General features: G+C 62.0%; 11 protein-coding genes and 1 pseudogene. 5 read left to right on the top strand and 7 right to left on the bottom strand.

What is annotated here, in order from left to right:
* Nucleotides 1–292: 292 nt before the first annotated feature.
* The 3 genes from VFE81_RS28250 to aspT (VFE81_RS28240) form a co-directional block, all read right to left on the bottom strand.
* Complete coding sequence (locus VFE81_RS28250; protein WP_325047729.1) at nucleotides 293–1,957, bottom strand: bifunctional aspartate transaminase/aspartate 4-decarboxylase; 1,665 nt, start codon at nucleotides 1,955–1,957, stop codon at nucleotides 293–295.
* A 102-nt stretch (nucleotides 1,958–2,059) separates the two neighbouring features.
* Nucleotides 2,060–3,742 (bottom strand): aspartate-alanine antiporter, encoded by a 1,683-nt coding sequence (gene aspT, locus VFE81_RS28245; protein WP_325047728.1) that lies wholly within the window; start codon nucleotides 3,740–3,742, stop codon nucleotides 2,060–2,062.
* Nucleotides 3,743–3,860: 118 nt separating this feature from the next.
* Nucleotides 3,861–5,543 (bottom strand): aspartate-alanine antiporter, encoded by a 1,683-nt coding sequence (aspT, locus tag VFE81_RS28240; RefSeq protein WP_325047727.1) that lies wholly within the window; start codon nucleotides 5,541–5,543, stop codon nucleotides 3,861–3,863.
* 552 nt (nucleotides 5,544–6,095) lie between these two features.
* On the opposite strand from aspT (VFE81_RS28240), the gene VFE81_RS28235 reads away from it, so the two are divergent.
* Complete coding sequence (locus VFE81_RS28235) at nucleotides 6,096–7,094, top strand: 2-hydroxyacid dehydrogenase (protein WP_325047726.1); 999 nt, start codon at nucleotides 6,096–6,098, stop codon at nucleotides 7,092–7,094.
* A 92-nt stretch (nucleotides 7,095–7,186) separates the two neighbouring features.
* Here VFE81_RS28235 and VFE81_RS28230 read toward each other — a convergent pair.
* Nucleotides 7,187–7,832 (bottom strand): annotated as a pseudogene (locus VFE81_RS28230) (plasmid fertility inhibition factor family protein).
* A gap of 89 nt (nucleotides 7,833–7,921) precedes the next feature.
* On the opposite strand from VFE81_RS28230, the gene VFE81_RS28225 reads away from it, so the two are divergent.
* The 3 genes from VFE81_RS28225 (at nucleotide 7,922) to VFE81_RS28215 (ending at nucleotide 11,411) form a co-directional block, all read left to right on the top strand.
* Nucleotides 7,922–8,746, top strand: a complete 825-nt coding sequence (locus VFE81_RS28225; RefSeq protein ID WP_325047725.1) for a crotonase/enoyl-CoA hydratase family protein — start codon at nucleotides 7,922–7,924, stop codon at nucleotides 8,744–8,746.
* Between the two features lie 252 nt (nucleotides 8,747–8,998).
* Complete coding sequence (locus tag VFE81_RS28220) at nucleotides 8,999–10,165, top strand: MFS transporter (protein ID WP_325047724.1); 1,167 nt, start codon at nucleotides 8,999–9,001, stop codon at nucleotides 10,163–10,165.
* Nucleotides 10,166–10,250: 85 nt separating this feature from the next.
* Entirely contained in the window at nucleotides 10,251–11,411 is a 1,161-nt protein-coding gene (locus VFE81_RS28215) for an MFS transporter (protein WP_325047723.1), read from the top strand.
* A 124-nt stretch (nucleotides 11,412–11,535) separates the two neighbouring features.
* Here VFE81_RS28215 and fahA read toward each other — a convergent pair whose 3' ends face one another.
* Together fahA and hmgA are read right to left on the bottom strand one after the other, a co-directional pair.
* Entirely contained in the window at nucleotides 11,536–12,837 is a 1,302-nt protein-coding gene (gene fahA / locus VFE81_RS28210; RefSeq protein ID WP_325047722.1) for a fumarylacetoacetase, read from the bottom strand.
* Nucleotides 12,834–14,180 carry a homogentisate 1,2-dioxygenase gene (hmgA, locus tag VFE81_RS28205; RefSeq protein ID WP_325047721.1) on the bottom strand — a complete coding sequence of 449 codons (1,347 nt, stop codon included), beginning with the start codon at nucleotides 14,178–14,180 and terminating at the stop codon, nucleotides 12,834–12,836. The genes fahA and hmgA overlap by 4 nt, the downstream gene beginning before the upstream one ends.
* Nucleotides 14,181–14,500: 320 nt before the next feature.
* Between hmgA and VFE81_RS28200 the strand changes: the two genes are divergently transcribed.
* Nucleotides 14,501–15,334, top strand: coding sequence for a diguanylate phosphodiesterase (locus VFE81_RS28200; protein ID WP_325047730.1), 834 nt, complete (start codon nucleotides 14,501–14,503; stop codon nucleotides 15,332–15,334).
* Nucleotides 15,335–15,456: 122 nt separating this feature from the next.
* Here VFE81_RS28200 and VFE81_RS28195 read toward each other — a convergent pair whose 3' ends face one another.
* Nucleotides 15,457–16,242, bottom strand: coding sequence for an IclR family transcriptional regulator (locus tag VFE81_RS28195; RefSeq protein ID WP_325047720.1), 786 nt, complete (start codon nucleotides 16,240–16,242; stop codon nucleotides 15,457–15,459).
* Between the last annotated feature and the right edge of the window lie 47 nt (nucleotides 16,243–16,289).

The raw sequence follows: 16,289 nt of genomic DNA, 5'->3' as shown, positions 1-16,289 counted from the left end.
TACGCAAGTTTTTTAACAGCACAGGCCGCGAGTCGTTTCGAACGACGTGTTTTATCCGCGGAAATGACAGCGGGGTAACGTCTCATCCGATATGAGATCGCGCTGTCACCGGCAGCTCTCGCTGTTTGTTGGTTCGCTGTTTGTTGGTTCGCTGTTTGTTTGTTCTGCCCACCCTTCTTGTTCAGCTCAACTGAACCCGGGATGTCATATCGGCACGGCATGCGCAACGAACTGCCAACGCCGATGAAAATGGCAGGGCGAGCTTCACAGCCCGCCCGTCACTTGTCGCCCGTTACTTCACCTTGGTCTTATCGAGCTTCTTGCCGGTCGCCGCGTTGAAGCGCTCGACGTACTCTTCGATCAGCTTGCGCATCGCACGCCCAATCTGCCGATAGTCTGACTCGTTCAGATTGGCCAGCGACACCCGTCCCGACGGATGCTGCGTACCGAAGCCACGTCCCGGCAACAGCACCACCCGTGCTTCACGCGCGAGGCGGAACAGCAATTCGGACGGCTCGATGTTCTTCAGCAGCCACTCGACGAACTCACGCCCGAACATCCGCTCGCCAAGAAACTCGATGTCGAGAATCGTGTAGTAATCGACCTGGTTCGGATCGTCGTCCTCGAACGAAATGCCGACCTCTTCGTACAGCGCCTGCTTGCGCTTGCGGATCAGGCGCTTCAACGCGTTCTTGTACGCGTCGGGCGTGTCCATCAGCGAAAACAGTGAGAACAGCACCATCTGCACTTGTTGCGGCGTCGACAACCCCGCCGTGTGATTCAGCGCGACCGTGCGGCTGTCCGCCACGAGGCGATCAATGAACTTGAGATTCTCCGGTTCGGTCGTGATCGACTCATAACGCTCGTGCAGTTGCTTCTTCGCATCCTTCGGCAGTTCGGCGATCAGCCTGTCGAGCACGTTGTCGCGATGCGTTGCGATCGTGCCGAGGCGCCAGCCGGTCGCGCCGAAGTACTTTGAATACGAGTACACGAGGATCGTATTCTTCGGTGCGAGCGCGAACAGCGAGACGAAGTCGTCGGCGAAGGTGCCGTACACGTCGTCGGTCAACAGAATCAGATCGGGGCGTTCCTTGACGATGTCGGCGATGTATTGAAGGCTTTCGTCGCTGATTTTCACCGAAGGCGGATTGCTCGGGTTCACGAGGAAGAACGCCTTCACTTTCGGATCGCGCAGCTTGTCGAGTTCCTTCTTCGAATACTGCCAGCCGCTTTCCACCGTGGCTTCGAGATTCACGACGTTCAGTTGATAGTCGTTGAGGCGTGGAATTTCGATGTACGGCGTGAAGATCGGCATGCCGAGCGCAATCGTGTCACCCGGCTTGATCAGGTGATTCTCACGCATCGTGTTGAAGATGTACGTCATCGCCGCCGTGCCGCCCTCCACAGCGAACACGTCGAACTCGCCGACGAACGGATGATTGCCGATCATCTCCTTGCGCAGATACTGACCGACGATCTGTTCGGACAACTTGAGCATCCGATCCGGTACCGGATAGTTCGACGCGAGAATGCCCTCGCACATTTCATAGAGGAAGTCGCCCGCCGACAATCCAAGCTGATCGCGCACATACGACACCGCGCCGCGCAAAAAATCGATGCCGGGCACGCCCTTGTTTTCACGCAGGAACAGATCGAAGCGTTCCGTGAGCCCTTCGCGGCGCGGGAAACCGCCGACACCCTCGGGCATGAATGCAAACGAACGCTCCGACTCGCGCATCGCAAACAGGCCGAGCTGCCAGAAGCCGTGGCGCGGAATCGTCGCGAGGAAGTTCGGGTTGCCGCGGCCTGCGTTGAGCATCGATGCATTGGCGGGGCGCTCCACCGCGCCGCCGCCCGCGGCCTTGATCAGTTCATCCTTGAGTTCGAACGGGCTGAGCGCCGCAAAACCGGCTTGAGCCATGTCACCTTGTTTCTTGCCGCCTTTCTCTTTTGCCATGATGCGTTCTCCAATGTGCAAGTGAATGACGCCGGCGTCGTGAGTGATCGTTCGGTTGCCGCCGACGTAAGAGAGATCGATAAATACGTGCGCTAAATCAGGCTAAACCAGTCCGACCACGAGCGGTCCGAGCAACGTCAACGCGACGTTCGCAATGGCATAGGTGATCGCGAACGGCACGGTCGGCACGGCGCTTTCCGCCTTGTCGAGCACACCGCCGAACGCCGGGTTGGCACTACGCGATCCGGACAGTGCGCCGGCCAGAATTGCCGCGTTCTTGTAGCCCAGCACGTAGCGGCCGAATAGCATGGTCAATAGCAGCGGAAACAACGTAACGAACACGCCGAGCAGGAAGATCGTCATGCCGCTCGCCTTGACCGTCACGACCGCCTGCAAACCGGAATTCAAGCCGACCACCGCAACGAACGCCGCAAGACCGAAGTCCTTCAGCAACTGCGAAGCCGCCGTCGGCATTACACCGTACATCGGATGCTTGCCGCGCATCCAGCCAAACAGCAAACCGGCCAGCAGACAGCCGCCACCCGAACCGAGCGTGAGCGGAATGCCACCCACGTTGATGACGATCAGCCCGATCAGCAGACCGAGCACGAGCCCGACACCCATGTAGATGAAGTCGGTCTTGTTGCTATACGGCAGCTCGTAGCCGGCTGCATCGACGGCGCGCTTGGTGTCTTTAGGCGAACCGTAGAAGGTGATGACGTCGCCGTGTTCGAGCTTGGTTTCGGGCAGAATCGGCAGCGGCTGGCCGGCACGCGAAGCGCTCTGGATATAGACGCCGTGGCGCATGTCGCGATCTACGACTTCGCGTGCGGCGGCGATCGTCGTGTGGTTCATGCCTTTGCGTGCGAACACGCCTTCGCGTGTCTGCATCACGACGCCAATGTCGTCGACGTTGGCGATCTCGTTGCCGTTCGCGCCGAATGCGACCACCGCCTCACGGCGGCCCACCACCAGCACTTCGTCGTTAAGTTGCAACGTCAGATCGGGCGTCGGCTCGAGGTTTTTACCGTCACGCTTGATCCGCTCGACCGTCAACATGTCCTGATGCTGGGTCTCGACTGCCTTGACCGTTTTCCCGGCGCTGACATCGATCTTGTACGCACGCCCCACCAGTTCAGGCAACGCACGAATTTGCCCCGCTCCGAGTGACGCTGAACCTGAAGACAGTTCCTTTTCCGCTTCGATCGACGCCTCTCGCAAACCTTGCCCCATGAACTTCGGCAGGATGTTCACGCAGACGATGATCGCGCCGAGCGAGCCGAACACGTAGGTCACCGCGTACGCGATTGCCACGTCGGATTGCAGCGACTTGACCTGATCGGCCGGCAGACCGAGACGCGCGATGGCGTCGCCGGCCGTGCCGATGATCGCCGACTGCGTCAGCGCACCGCCCGCGAGCCCAGCCGCGAGACCCTTGTTCAAATGGAACAGCTTCGCGCAGATCACCACGGTGACCAGCGCGGAGACGGCGAGAAACACCGCCATCGCGATTTCACGCAACGTCTTGCGGTTCAACGAGTTGAAGAAGCCCGGCCCGGAGTCGTAGCCGACCGCGTAAATGAACACGGCGAACATCACCGACTTCACGCCATTGTCGATCGTCACGCCCGCCTGACTGATCACGACTGCCGCCAGCAATGAACCGCCTACGCCGCCTAACTGGAATTTACCGAAGTTGATCTGCCCGATGAAGTAACCGGCTGCAAGCGACAGAAACAGCGCGATCTCAGGTGATTTCTGAAAAATGTGGTGTAGCCAGTCCATCGTGCCCTCGCTAGATAGTTTGCGATACTGAGTACTGGATGCTGCATGTGCATACGGACCTCATAGCATCCGCATGCGGTCGGCTGCGCGCCACGCCGCGCGCAGCCCATCTGGCCGCCTAGCCAAATTTCCCGGCGAGGCCGACCACGACCGGCCCCATCAACGGCAACAGAATGTTCGAGAGTGCATAGGTGATCGTGTAGCCGATCACGGGCGTCGAATTGCCAGTCACGCCGACCAGCGCACTGATCGCCGGGGTGCTGCATTGCTGCCCGGCAATGGCGCCGAGCAGCATGGGCGCTTCGAGTTTGAGAAACACGCGGCCGATCCAGAGCGACAGCAACCCGGGCACGAGCACCATCAGAATGCCGGCGACGGGCAGCGCCAAACCGTATTCGCGCACCAGCTTGATGGCATCGGGGCCGGCCGACAAACCGACTGCCGCGATGAAGGTGGCAAGGCCGAAGTCCTTGAGAATTTGCGCGGCAGCCGAAGGCAGCGAGCCGACTAACGGATAGCGCGAACGGATCCAGCCGAACAGCAGGCCCGAGAGCAAGCAGCCGCCACCCGTGCCGAGCGCGATCGACACACCGCCAATTCGCCCGCCGAGATGGCCGATCGCCATCCCGACCAGCACGCCCAGTCCGAGATAGACGAAGTCGGTTTTCTGGGTCACGGCGAGCACGTAGCCGAGATGCCGCGCGCCGCGTTCGACGTCGGCCTTCGCACCCACCAGCGTCAATACGTCGCCGCGATTGAGCTCAGTGCCAGGCAGTGCGGGCACCGTGGTTTCGAGCCGCGTGACTGCTGCGATATAGACGCCGCGCCCTTCTTCCGGTTTTGCCCGTTCGCGCACCTGCGCGACCGTCAACCCGTGCGCCTCGCGGCGCGTCAACACGACGTCGAGCTTTTCCGCAATGAGCTGACCGAAGCCGGCGCCCTCCACTTCTTCGCCGAGGCTGACAGCCGCTGCAACAATCGCTTCGCGCCGCCCCGCCACGAAGATGAGATCGCCGGCAGCCAGCGTCAGGTGAGGCTCGACGGGCACGGCCGCCCCGTTGCGCTCGAGCTGCTCGATCGTCAGATTGAAGCCGTGCTGCTGTTCGAGCGCCAGGATCGTGGAGCCGGCCGCCGCACCGACCCGAAAGGCGCGGCCAACGAGCGCCGGCGCGGCGGAACGCTGTCCGTCGCCGAACGCGCTGTCGCCGCCGAGCTTGTGCCACACGCGCTCGGCTTCTTCGCGCAAATTGACGCGCAACAGGAGCGGTGCGAACTGGCTGGTGAACAGGACGATGGTGATCAGGCCGAACAGGTAGCTCACGCTGTACGCGGTCACGATGTTGGCCTGCAGACGCAACGTCTCGGCGTCGCTGAAGCCGAGCTTGGCAATCGCCTCTGAGGCCGTGCCGATCACGGCCGACTCCGTGGCGGCACCGGCGAGCAGGCCGGCCGCCGTGCCGGCGTCGAGCCGCATCGCGAAGACCGCGATCATGATCAGCACCAGCACCGACACGATCTCGACGACCGACAGCAAGCCATAGCGCCAGCCCCGGCCGATGTTGGCAAAGAACTGCGGCCCGCCGGTGAATCCCAGCGCGAAAATGAACAGCGCAAAGGCGATGTTCTTCAGATCGGGGGCTAGCCGCGCGCCCGTCTGGCCCAATAGCAACGCCACGATCAACGTGCCGCAGACGCCACCGAGTTGAATTGGCCCCACGCGAAACGAACCGATGAAGTATCCGATTGCAAGGCTTGCGAACAGCGCGATCTCCGGTTGAGATCTCAGCAATTCACCGATCATGTTGGCTCGCCGATTTACGGTTTATTGGCAGAAAGCAGAAAAAATCTCTCTGGTATTTGAAAAGCATTCCGATTCGCCACGGCTCAGGAATTACGCATCCGGCATAACTGGATGCCATTGAATAGAAAGTTTATGGCAATGACATGACGCTCCAGGCGCCAAAGAAGATATGCCGCGGTGCAGCGACGATAGGGTGAAATGCTTTTCAGCAAGCTCGACAGTCACGCGTTCCTCGCGAAGTTTTCTCAACGCCTTGAAAAAGGCACTCTGCTGGTGGTCGGTTTTGTAGCACGATATGTACATGCTTTTTGGTACTGCTTTTTTATAGATATTGCAGTTCGCCATTGCTGTCAATATGATTTTCGAGTGTGACCCTTTTCGCTTCGCAAAAGATGATCTTTAGTAAGATGATCTTTCGTAAAGACTGAAGTGATTTTCGGACCGTGCATCGCAAGCGGCGGTCATTACGATAAAGAGCCGATATACTGACCTGCCCGCATACCACGCGTGAGTCGGCATTCGCCACGCGGCACGCTTCTTTCGGAGCCATCCATGCGCATGATCCTGTTCAGCAGCCGCCAATACGACAGCGATACGTTCGGTGAGGCCAACGGGACGCATCGCTATGAACTGCACTTCCAGGAATCGCATCTCGATGCCGAAACCGCGATCCTCGCGCGGGGCTATGAAGTGGTCTGCCCATTCGTCAATGACAACGTCGACGCCGCCGTGCTGGAACGTCTCCATGCCGGCGGCACGCGCATGATTGCGCTGCGCTCGGCAGGTTTCAATCACGTCGACCTGGCCGCAGCCGAACGTCTCGGCATGACGGTTGCACGGGTGCCGGCCTACTCGCCGCATGCGGTTGCCGAACATGCGGTCGGCCTGATTCTGGCGCTGAACCGGCGCTTGCCGCGCGCGGTCGCGCGCACACGCGAAGGCGATTTCTCGCTGCATGGGCTGCTCGGCTTCGACCTGCACGGCAAGACCGTGGGCGTGATCGGCACCGGCATGATCGGTCGCGTATTCGGCCGCGTCATGGCGGGCTTCGGCATGCAGGTGCTCGCCCATGATCCCGGCACTCCGGCCGAGGATCTGCTCGCGCTCGGCGCGCGCTACGTGCCGCTCGACACGCTGCTGGCTGAAAGCGACGTCGTCAGCCTGCATTGCCCATTGGTGCCCGGCACGTACCATCTGATCGACGGTCCTGCGCTCGCGAAGATGAAGCGTGGCGCGATGCTGATCAATACCGGGCGCGGCGGCCTTGTCGAAAGCAATACGCTGATCGGCGCGCTGAAGGACGGCCAGCTCGGCCATCTCGGACTCGACGTGTACGAGGAAGAAGGCGGCCTCTTTTTCGAAGACCACTCGAACATGCCGTTGCAGGACGACGTGCTGGCACGTCTGTTGATGTTCCCGAACGTGATCGTCACCGCACACCAGGCATTCTTCACACGTGAGGCAATGAACGAGATCGCGCAGACCACGCTCGGGAACGTCGCGGCATGGCAGGCCGGCACGCCGCGCAATGTCGTGCAGGCACGCGGCTAGCCAGGCCTCCTGCCGTTACCCCTTGCTCGTATCACCTGATAGTGCGAGGGAGGGGGACTCGAACCCCTACACCCGCCCTCGCATCTGCTCTATCAGGACTGGCTGTCGCCGGCCACCGCATCCGCGCCGCCGTCCACCATGGTCGGGCGGATCACCGTGCGGGCGTCGTCCGCTGCGCCACAGAGTTCGCGCAGCGAGCCTGCCTCGCGCTCGTGCACTTCCACCGGAAACCAGCGCGCGCCCGCATCGGCCAGATAGCGCGCGCGATGCTGCCCGTTGCGAAACGCCACCACGCCCTCGCGCTCGAGACCGAACCAGCCCAGCAGACCCGGCGCGCGGCGGATCGAGATCGTCACGTACGGCATCTGCGGAATGCGCGGATTCTCCGGATCGAGAAACTCGCGAATGCCGCGCACCTTGCCCGAATGCCATTCGGCGACCGGCTTCAGCACGTAATCGGTGTTGTCGCGATCCGCGCAGGCAAGCAGCTTGCGCACGTCGACCAGGACCACTTGATGCCGCGTGCCGTCAGTCACGAAGATACGTTTCAGGCGCACATGGTCGTACCATGGATGTTCATGCAGCGGCACGATCCAGACCGTCTCGGCACAGGCCGGCGCGGCTGCGGGCGATGAATTGGACAAAGGCAAAGGCAAAAGGCAGGCTCGATAAGCTGACTAACCAACGCCAGCGCGTTAAAAGAGCGCTAACGCTACGAGCCGATTGTGAAAGATGCATGACAACCAACGGTATTAATCGCAGCGCATGAGCGCACTGCTTGAGCACCCGGCATGTGCGGCCGGACGCGAACCCTTACGGACACAACGATGATAACCACGCAAAATCTGAATGAACATGTGCGCATCGAAGCCAACGAGGACACTGGCGTCGCCACCATCGTGCTCGAACGGCCCATGCGGCGCAATGCCGTCGACCGTCCTACCGCGGAAGCGCTCAGCACCGCCTTCCGCCGCTTCGAAGCGGAGCCCGCATGGCGCGCGGCAGTGCTGTTCGGCGCGGGAGGCACCTTCTGCGCCGGCGCGGATCTCACCGCGCTCGCCGACGAGACCCGTCGCAATGAACTGCACGCCGACGGTAGCGGTCCCGGTCCGATGGGACCGACGCGCATGAGCTTCAGCAAACCGGTGGTCGCCGCGATTGCCGGATATGCGGTTGCGGGCGGCCTCGAACTGGCTGCGATGTGCGATCTGCGGGTCGTCGAAGAAGATGCCGTGCTCGGCGTGTTCTGCCGGCGCGTGGGGATTCCGCTAATCGATGGCGGCACGATCCGCTTGCCGCGTCTGATCGGGTTGTCGCGGGCGCTCGATCTGATTCTGACCGGCCGCGCGGTGGCGGCGCAGGAAGCGCTCGGCATCGGTCTCGCCAATCGCGTCGTGCGCAAAGGCGAGGCCCGCGCGGCGGCTGAACGGTTGGCCGCCGAACTGGCGGCCTTTCCGCAAGCGGCGCTGCTGGCAGATCGTCGCTCCGCATTGGAAAACAGCACGCTCGAGGATCTCGATCAGGCGCTGCGGCGCGAAGGCGCGGGCGGCTATCAGGCGGTATTCGACGAGGGTTTTGCAGGCGCGGCACGGTTCACCGGAGGCGCCGGCCGTCGCGGTAACACTTTCAAGTCAGACGAAAGCACGCCATAGAACAGCGCCATTTCGCTGGGAGTTGCACGGCAAAGCGGCAATGCGGAAGTGCGCGCCAGGGGGACACTCCAAACCGCGCTCCAAGCGCGGCTTTCAGCAAAAAACAACAGCCCGCTTGCCGCTCAGCAAGGCCGTTTTGACTTAGGTAGAATCCCCTACTGTTTTCCCCTCGCATGGCGCATGCGTTCTCGCCCCGAAAACGCGCGCCTGCCGCACGACGCTTCCCGTCGCGCCGATTCACGTTCCGTCACCATGCCTTTACCCCTGCTCGCCCTCGCCGTTGCCGCCTTTGGAATCGGTACCACTGAATTCGTGATCATGGGGCTGCTGCCCGATGTCGCACGCGATCTGTCCGTGTCGATTCCGGCGGCCGGCATGCTGGTGTCGGCTTATGCGCTCGGCGTCACGATTGGCGCACCGATTGTCGCGATCGCAGTGGCCAACATGCCGCGCAAGAAGGCATTGATGAGCCTGATCGGCGTCTTCATCGTCGGCAATCTGCTGTGCGCGATCGCCCCGGGTTATGCAGTGCTGATGGCCGCGCGCATCATCACGGCGTTTTGCCATGGCGCGTTCTTCGGTATCGGTTCGGTGGTCGCTGCGGGTCTCGTCGCGCCGAACCGCCGCGCGCAGGCCATCGCGCTGATGTTCACCGGCTTGACGCTCGCCAACGTGCTCGGCGTGCCGCTCGGCACCGCACTCGGTCAGGCTGTGGGCTGGCGTGCGACCTTCTGGGCGGTCACCGGTATCGGCATTCTCGCTGCCGGCGCGCTAGCTGTCTGCCTGCCGGCGAAAATCGAAATGCAGAAGGCGAGCCTCGTCCACGAATTCAGCGTGCTGAAAAACCCGCAAGTGCTGATGGTGCTCGGCATCAGCGTGCTCGCGTCGGCCAGCCTGTTTTCCACCTTCACCTACATCACGCCGATTCTCGAAGACGTGACCGGGTTCACGCCGCACGCCGTCACGTTCGTACTGTTGCTGTTCGGCCTCGGTTTGACCGTGGGCAGCACGCTCGGCGGCAAGCTCGCGGACTGGCGGCTGATGCCCTCGCTGGTCGCGTTTCTGCTGGCGATCGTTGTCATCCTGACCATTTTCGCCGGCACGATGCACGCTGAGATCCCCGCGATGATCACGATCTTCATATGGGGCATTCTGGCCTTCGCGATCGTGCCGCCGCTGCAAATGCTGATCGTCGACCGCGCGAGCCATGCGCCGAATCTGGCATCGACCCTGAATCAAGGTGCGTTCAATCTCGGCAATGCAACGGGCGCGTGGCTCGGCGGCATGGCGATCGGCGCGGGCGCGCCGCTCACTACGCTGCCTTGGGTCGGCGTGATGACATCCATCGGCGCGCTGGTGTTGACGCTGTGGTCGGTGTCGATCGACCGGCGCGCGCAGCGGATGGCGGTGGCGGGGTAGTCCCTTTTCGTGCTTATGCCCGTTGATTGAAGCTGCGACCGAATGGCCAGTCGCTTAGGGTGAGACCGTAGTAGCATCTCGCCCGATGAAAGTCATTCTCACACGCGATTTCCTCGCGCTCATTCTTAGCGTCGCCGTGGTCGGACTCGGCAGCGGCGCCACGCTTCCGCTCACTGCCCTCGCGCTCACGCAAGCTGGCTACGGTACCGACGTGGTCGGCCTGCTGACTGCCGCGCAGGCGGGCGGCGGCCTTATCGTTGTGCCGGTGACAGCCTGGATCGCGGCGCGCTTCGGCGGGCGGCAGGTGATTGTCGGCGCGGTGCTGGTGGTCGCGCTTGCAACTGCGTTGATGCAACTCACCGCGAACCTTTGGATATGGGCGGTGCTGCGCGTGCTATGCGGCGCGGCGCTAATGCTGCTCTTCACGATCGGCGAGGCATGGGTCAACCAGCTCGCCGACGATGCCGCGCGCGGTCGCGTTGTCGCGATCTACGCGACCAATTTCACGCTGTTTCAGATGGCCGGCCCGGTACTGGTGAGCCAGATCGACGACTTCGTGCACTGGCGTTTCCTGATTTGCGGCGCGATCTTCCTGCTGGCGTTGCCGGCACTCGCCAGCATCCGCAAGACGCCGCAAGCATCGGAGGATGAACACGCCGCGCACGGGAGCTGGCGCCATGTGCTGCCGCAGATGCCGGCGCTCGTGATCGGCACGGGCTTCTTCGCGTTGTTCGATACGATCGCGCTGTCGCTGCTGCCGCTCTTCGCAATGGCGCACGGCATAACGAGCGAGGTGGCGGTGCTGTTCGCGTCGGCCCTGCTGCTCGGCGACACGACCATGCAGTTTCCGATTGGCTGGCTCGCCGACCGGCTCGGCCGCGAACGCGTGCATATCGGCTGCGGCGTGATCGTCGTGGTGTTGCTGCCGTTTCTGCCCTGGGCGATTAATTCGCCGTGGCTGTGCTGGCCTCTGCTCTATGTGCTCGGCGCTGCGGCTGGGGCGATTTATACGCTGTCGCTGGTTGCTTGCGGCGAGCGTTTTCGCGGCGTCGCGCTGGTGTCGGCGAGTTCGCTTGTGGGGGCATCGTGGAGCGCGGCGAGTTTCGGCGGCCCATTGGTGGCCGGCGCACTGATGAAGGGTGTCGGTAACGATGCGATGGTTGGTGTGCTGCTCGCCGCGGCGCTCGCGTTTCTGGCTGCCGTTGGGTGGGAAAAGCGGCGCGCGCTGGCGCGGGTGATCGGCTGACAGTCGCGCTGGGGCACTATAAGGTGCCAATGCATTGCAACATGCTCGCGCGCGGATACTTAAACGGGGAAGCCGCGATGGCTTCCCCGTTTTTCGTTGCGTGCCCTTCAGCGTTACTTCTACATTACTTCCGCGCCCGCAAAATCTCCCCAACACACGCCCCGAAGCCCACGCGATACCCATCGCCCTGACACCATCCGGAGAGCGTCAGTTCGTCTCCGTCTTCGATAAACCCGCGTGTGCCGCCTTCCTTCAATTCCAGCGGATTCTTGCCGTTCCATGTGGACTCGAGCAGGCTGCCGCAAGAGTCTGCCGTCGGGCCGCTGATCGTGCCCGAACCCATCAGATCGCCGACCCTCGTATTGCAGCCCGATACCGTGTGATGCGCGAGTTGTTGCGCCATCGTCCAGTACATGTGCCTGAAGTTGGTCCGTGAGATCGTGGTTGCCTGCTTTGCCGTTTGCGGCCGCAGCGTCACTTCCAGCGAGATGTCGAACGCGTGCTTGCCGTCGTGGCGCAAGTAGGCCAGCGGTTGCGGCTCCTGTGCCGGCTGCGCGACGCGGAACGGTTCGAGCGCGTCGAGCGTCACGATCCAGGGCGAGATCGTGGTCGCGAATGTCTTCGCGTTGAACGGGCCGAGCGGCACATATTCCCATTGCTGAATATCCCGCGCGCTCCAGTCGTTCAGCAGCACCATGCCGAAGATGTGCGCCTCGGCATCGGCACAGGCGATCGGTTCACCCAGCACATTGCCGCTGCCGATCACGAAACCCGTCTCCAGTTCGATATCCAGCTTGCGGCATGCGCCGAACACCGGACGCTCCTGATCCGGCAGCTTCAACTGTCCGTTAGGACGCCGCACCGGCGTGCCGCTCACCACCACCGACGATGCGCGTCCGTTGTAGCCGATCGGCATCTCCGACCAGTTCGGCAACAGCGCATTCTTCGGATCGCGGAACATCGAGCCGACATTCGTCGCGTGCTCCTTCGACGAATAGAAATCGGTATAGCCCGGGATCTGCACGGGCAGATGCAGTTGCGCATCAGACTGACGCACGAGCGCCTTCGAACGCAAGGCTGCGTCGTCGCGCAAGGGCGCGGTCTCGCGCGCCAGCAGATTGCTCAGCTGGATGCGCACGCTGCGCCATGCATCGCGGCCAAGCGAGATGAAATCGTTGAGGGTGTCGCGTGCAAAAACGTCAGCCTTTGATTGCACGTTCAGCAAACCTGCCGCTTGCAGCGCCGCCAGATCGACGATCTCGTTGCCGATCGCTACGCCCACGCGGCGCGTGTCGTTAGTCTTATCGCTGAAAATACCGAACGGCAGGTTCTGGATCGAAAAATCGTTGGTCGAGTCGTTAGCCGACTCGACCCAGCTCTCGCGCGACGGATCGAGCGTCGCCTGAAGATCGCTCAATGCGTTCATCGTTGCTCCGGGTTGAAGTGTTTCTTGAGACCTTGCCAGCACTCGTAGTAATGCGCCTGCAATTGCGCCGTTTCGAGCGCGAAACGGGTCGGCTTGATCAGCGTGCGCGTTTCGAACATGAAGGCCATCGTGTCGCCGACTTTCTTCGGCGTGGACGTATCGCTATGCGACGCTTTCTCGAAGGTATCCGCGTCCGGTCCATGACCCGACATGCAGTTGTGCAGACTCGCGCCGCCCGGCACGAAGCCCTCAGCCTTGGCGTCGTACACGCCATGCACGAGGCCCATGAATTCGCTCGCGACGTTGCGATGGAACCAGGGTGGGCGGAACGTATCTTCAGCCGCAAGCCAGCGCGGCGGGAAAATCACAAAATCGATCGTATCGACGCCCGACGTATCGCTTTGTGATTGCAGCACCAGGAAAATCGACGGATCCGGATGGTCGAAGCTGATCGAGCCAATCGTGTTGAAGCGGCGCAGATCGTATTTGTACGGCGCGTAATTACCGTGCCACGCGACCACATCGAGCGGCGAATGACCGATGTCCGCGCGCCACAGATTGCCGTTCATCTTGGCAACGAGTTCGAAGTCGCCTTCGCGGTCTTCGTAAGCGGCATGCGGCGTGAGGAAATCGCGCGGATTGGCAAGGCCGTTCGAGCCGATCGGGCCGAGATCCGGAAGACGCAGCAGCGCGCCGAAGTTCTCGCAGATATAGCCGCGCGCGTTGCCATCCGGCAAGCTCACCGCGAAGCGGACGCCGCGCGGGATCACCGCGATCTCGAACGGCTCGACGTCTAGTTGCCCCATTTCGGTCGCAATATGCAGGCGGCCTTCCTGCGGCACGATCAGCAATTCGCCGTCAGCACTGTAGAAGAAGCGATCCTTCATCGAGCGGTTCGCTGCGTACAGGTGAATCGCACAGCCGTTCATCGCCTCGGCTGAGCCGTTGCCCGCCATCGTCACCCAGCCGTCGACGAAATCGGTCGGCTCGGTGGGCATCGGCAAGGCATCCCAGCGTAGCTGGTTGGGCGGAGTCGGCGGCACCTCGGCGAAGTTGGCAACGAGCCGGTCCGACGGTAGCTGTGTGAACGGCTTATGGACTGCCGCCGGACGAATCCGGTACAGCCACGAGCGGCGGTTATGGCCGCGCGGCGCAGTGAACGCGGTGCCCGACAGTTGCTCGGCGTACAAACCATAGGCCGCGCGTTGCGGCGAATTGCGGCCTTCGGGCAACGCGCCCGGCAAGGCCTCTGTAGCGAATTCGTTCGCGAAGCCCGACTGATAGCCTGGCTCGATTTCAAGCCGCGAGCTGGCGGTATTCGGCGTGCGGGTTGGGGTATCCATGCAAGGTTCTCCGTTGATACTTGATCTGTCAGCGATCGGGAAACGCACCCGTTCCCACAAAGGAAACGCAAACGTGACCGCCATCGCAGTCTCGCTATAATTTACGTATGGTAAAACTAATTACGTATAGTGAAATTAACGTATACCCTTGAAACTAGCCGCGAAAACCCCGGCAGCCCGCAGTGACAAGCATTCGGCCCATAACGTTATGAGCATTTTGTTCAAGTGCACGCAGTGGGGACTGCTACCATCAATGAATGCGGCAACTGAGTCGCGTTGCCGAGCGCTGAGTGCGCACCTATTGCCATCCATTCCCCTACATGATTCCGCCGACCATCCCCAACCTGATTAAACGCGCCGCCGATCACCCATTTCTCGGCGAACATCTGGCGATGGGAACAGGCGTGCATAGCGAGATCGCGCTGGCGCAATTCGACGGCGTCGAACTCGCGAGTGCCTATGAGCCGATCTTCGATATCAGCGTGCATGCGTTGGCACAGTCGTTGTCGTCAGGCGCCGAAGGCGTGGATCGTTTCGGTGATGAGCTCGGGTTTCAGGCGGTCACGCAGCGTCTCGACGGCGCGCCCTTTGATGCCTTCGATCCATTCGACCGTGTCGCCGACGATCAGGAACTGGTCGCACTCGACCGCATGTCACGCGCGCTGCACGCGATCAACTTCTTCGGCGCGCAACGGCACGGGCTGCTGTTTCTACGCGTGCACGAGCGGCTGCTCAAGAGCGTCAAGTACGACCACGGACGGCATTTTTCCACCGTGCTGGTGTCGTTCGGACTGAACCCGTCGCGGGTTGTCATCGAGTTGCCGGCGGCAGCGGTCGCGCACAAGACATTTCTTGGCTATCTGACCAAGAGCTATCAACACTACGGCTTCAAGGTGGCGGGCAATCTGTCGAACGCGGGGCAGATTCTGTCGGTGTCGGAAACGGCGCGGCTCGACTTCATCAAGATGGATGCGGCGATCGCGTTGCGCGATGCGATGGTGAAGCCGCTAGTCGGCTATGCGAACCGGCTGCGGATTCCACTGATCTTCAATCGGGTGGTGGATGAACTGCAGTTCCTCGCGCTGCAGCAGTACGATGTGCGCTTCGTGCAAGGGCCGTTGTTCACCGCGCATTATCATGATCGGGCGGTGTGAACGGGTTAGCTGCCGCGGTTGGGATTGTGTTCGCGCTTGCCGATGGCTAACGGCGGCACACCGCGGACCCGTTGTCTGCTAGCGGATCAAATCCGCTCAGTAACGCTGCGCTCGCCGACGCTTCAACCAGTATCACCGAGGCGACGCGCCAGCGCCTTCAGACGCGGCGCCACGGTTTCCCGAAACACCTCCTCCCCCATCGACGACGCCGGCCCGCTGCAACTCAGCACCAGCCAGCGGCCTTCGCGCGGCTCGCGAAACGGCACCGCAACCGCATTCACGTCGTCATGCCATGCGCGGAACGAATAGCAGCAGCGTTCCTGCGCGAAGGCTTCGATTTCCTTTTCGGCATCTGCCAGCAACGCAGCGCCCTCCTTGCCGGCGGCTTTCTTAAGCTCGACCAGCAATGCGGCGCGCACGTCCAACGGCTGCACCGCCAGATACGCGCGCCCCATCGAACTGGTCAGCATCGACAGTTTCGAACCGGAGGCGAGTCCGAGCGTCAGCGCGGTCTCGCTGCGGATCGTCTCCAGATAGATCATGTCGAGACCGTCGCGGCATCCGAGCGACACTGCCGCGCCCACTTCGCGCGCGAAGGCGCGCATGTGCGGGCGGGCGAGTTCAAGCGTGTCCGTGCCCGAGAGCAGCGCGAAACCTAGCGACAGCACGCCCGCATCCAGCGCATATTTACCCAGCGTTTCGTCGAGCCGCAGATAGCCGAGCACGGTCAGCGTGTAGGCAAGACGGTTGACGGTCGCCTTCGGCAAACCCGTGCGTTCGACGAAATCGCGATTGCCGAGCATCGTTTCGCCCGGCTTGAACGCGCGCAGCAAGTCCAGCCCGCGTGCGAGGGCGACGACAAATTTGCGCTCGTCGAGCGGGTCGGGGAGAGTAGATATGGGCGTCATGGGATGGTACACTCGGGCGTAGTTTGCAAAACATTGTTTCGCATAGC

Source organism: Paraburkholderia sp., from assembly GCF_035656215.1.
Classification (GTDB): Bacteria; Pseudomonadota; Gammaproteobacteria; order Burkholderiales; family Burkholderiaceae; genus Paraburkholderia.
This window is presented reverse-complemented; position numbering and strand designations above follow the sequence as displayed.

Coding starts and splice junctions, on each gene's coding strand:
- VFE81_RS28250 (WP_325047729.1), bottom strand. CDS start 1,957: ATGGCAAAAGAGAAAGGCGGCAAGAAACAAGGTGACATGGCTCAAGCC.
- aspT (WP_325047728.1), bottom strand. CDS start 3,742: ATGGACTGGCTACACCACATTTTTCAGAAATCACCTGAGATCGCGCTG.
- aspT (WP_325047727.1), bottom strand. CDS start 5,543: ATGATCGGTGAATTGCTGAGATCTCAACCGGAGATCGCGCTGTTCGCA.
- VFE81_RS28235 (WP_325047726.1), top strand. CDS start 6,096: ATGCGCATGATCCTGTTCAGCAGCCGCCAATACGACAGCGATACGTTC.
- VFE81_RS28225 (WP_325047725.1), top strand. CDS start 7,922: ATGATAACCACGCAAAATCTGAATGAACATGTGCGCATCGAAGCCAAC.
- VFE81_RS28220 (WP_325047724.1), top strand. CDS start 8,999: ATGCCTTTACCCCTGCTCGCCCTCGCCGTTGCCGCCTTTGGAATCGGT.
- VFE81_RS28215 (WP_325047723.1), top strand. CDS start 10,251: ATGAAAGTCATTCTCACACGCGATTTCCTCGCGCTCATTCTTAGCGTC.
- fahA (WP_325047722.1), bottom strand. CDS start 12,837: ATGAACGCATTGAGCGATCTTCAGGCGACGCTCGATCCGTCGCGCGAG.
- hmgA (WP_325047721.1), bottom strand. CDS start 14,180: ATGGATACCCCAACCCGCACGCCGAATACCGCCAGCTCGCGGCTTGAA.
- VFE81_RS28200 (WP_325047730.1), top strand. CDS start 14,501: ATGATTCCGCCGACCATCCCCAACCTGATTAAACGCGCCGCCGATCAC.
- VFE81_RS28195 (WP_325047720.1), bottom strand. CDS start 16,242: ATGACGCCCATATCTACTCTCCCCGACCCGCTCGACGAGCGCAAATTT.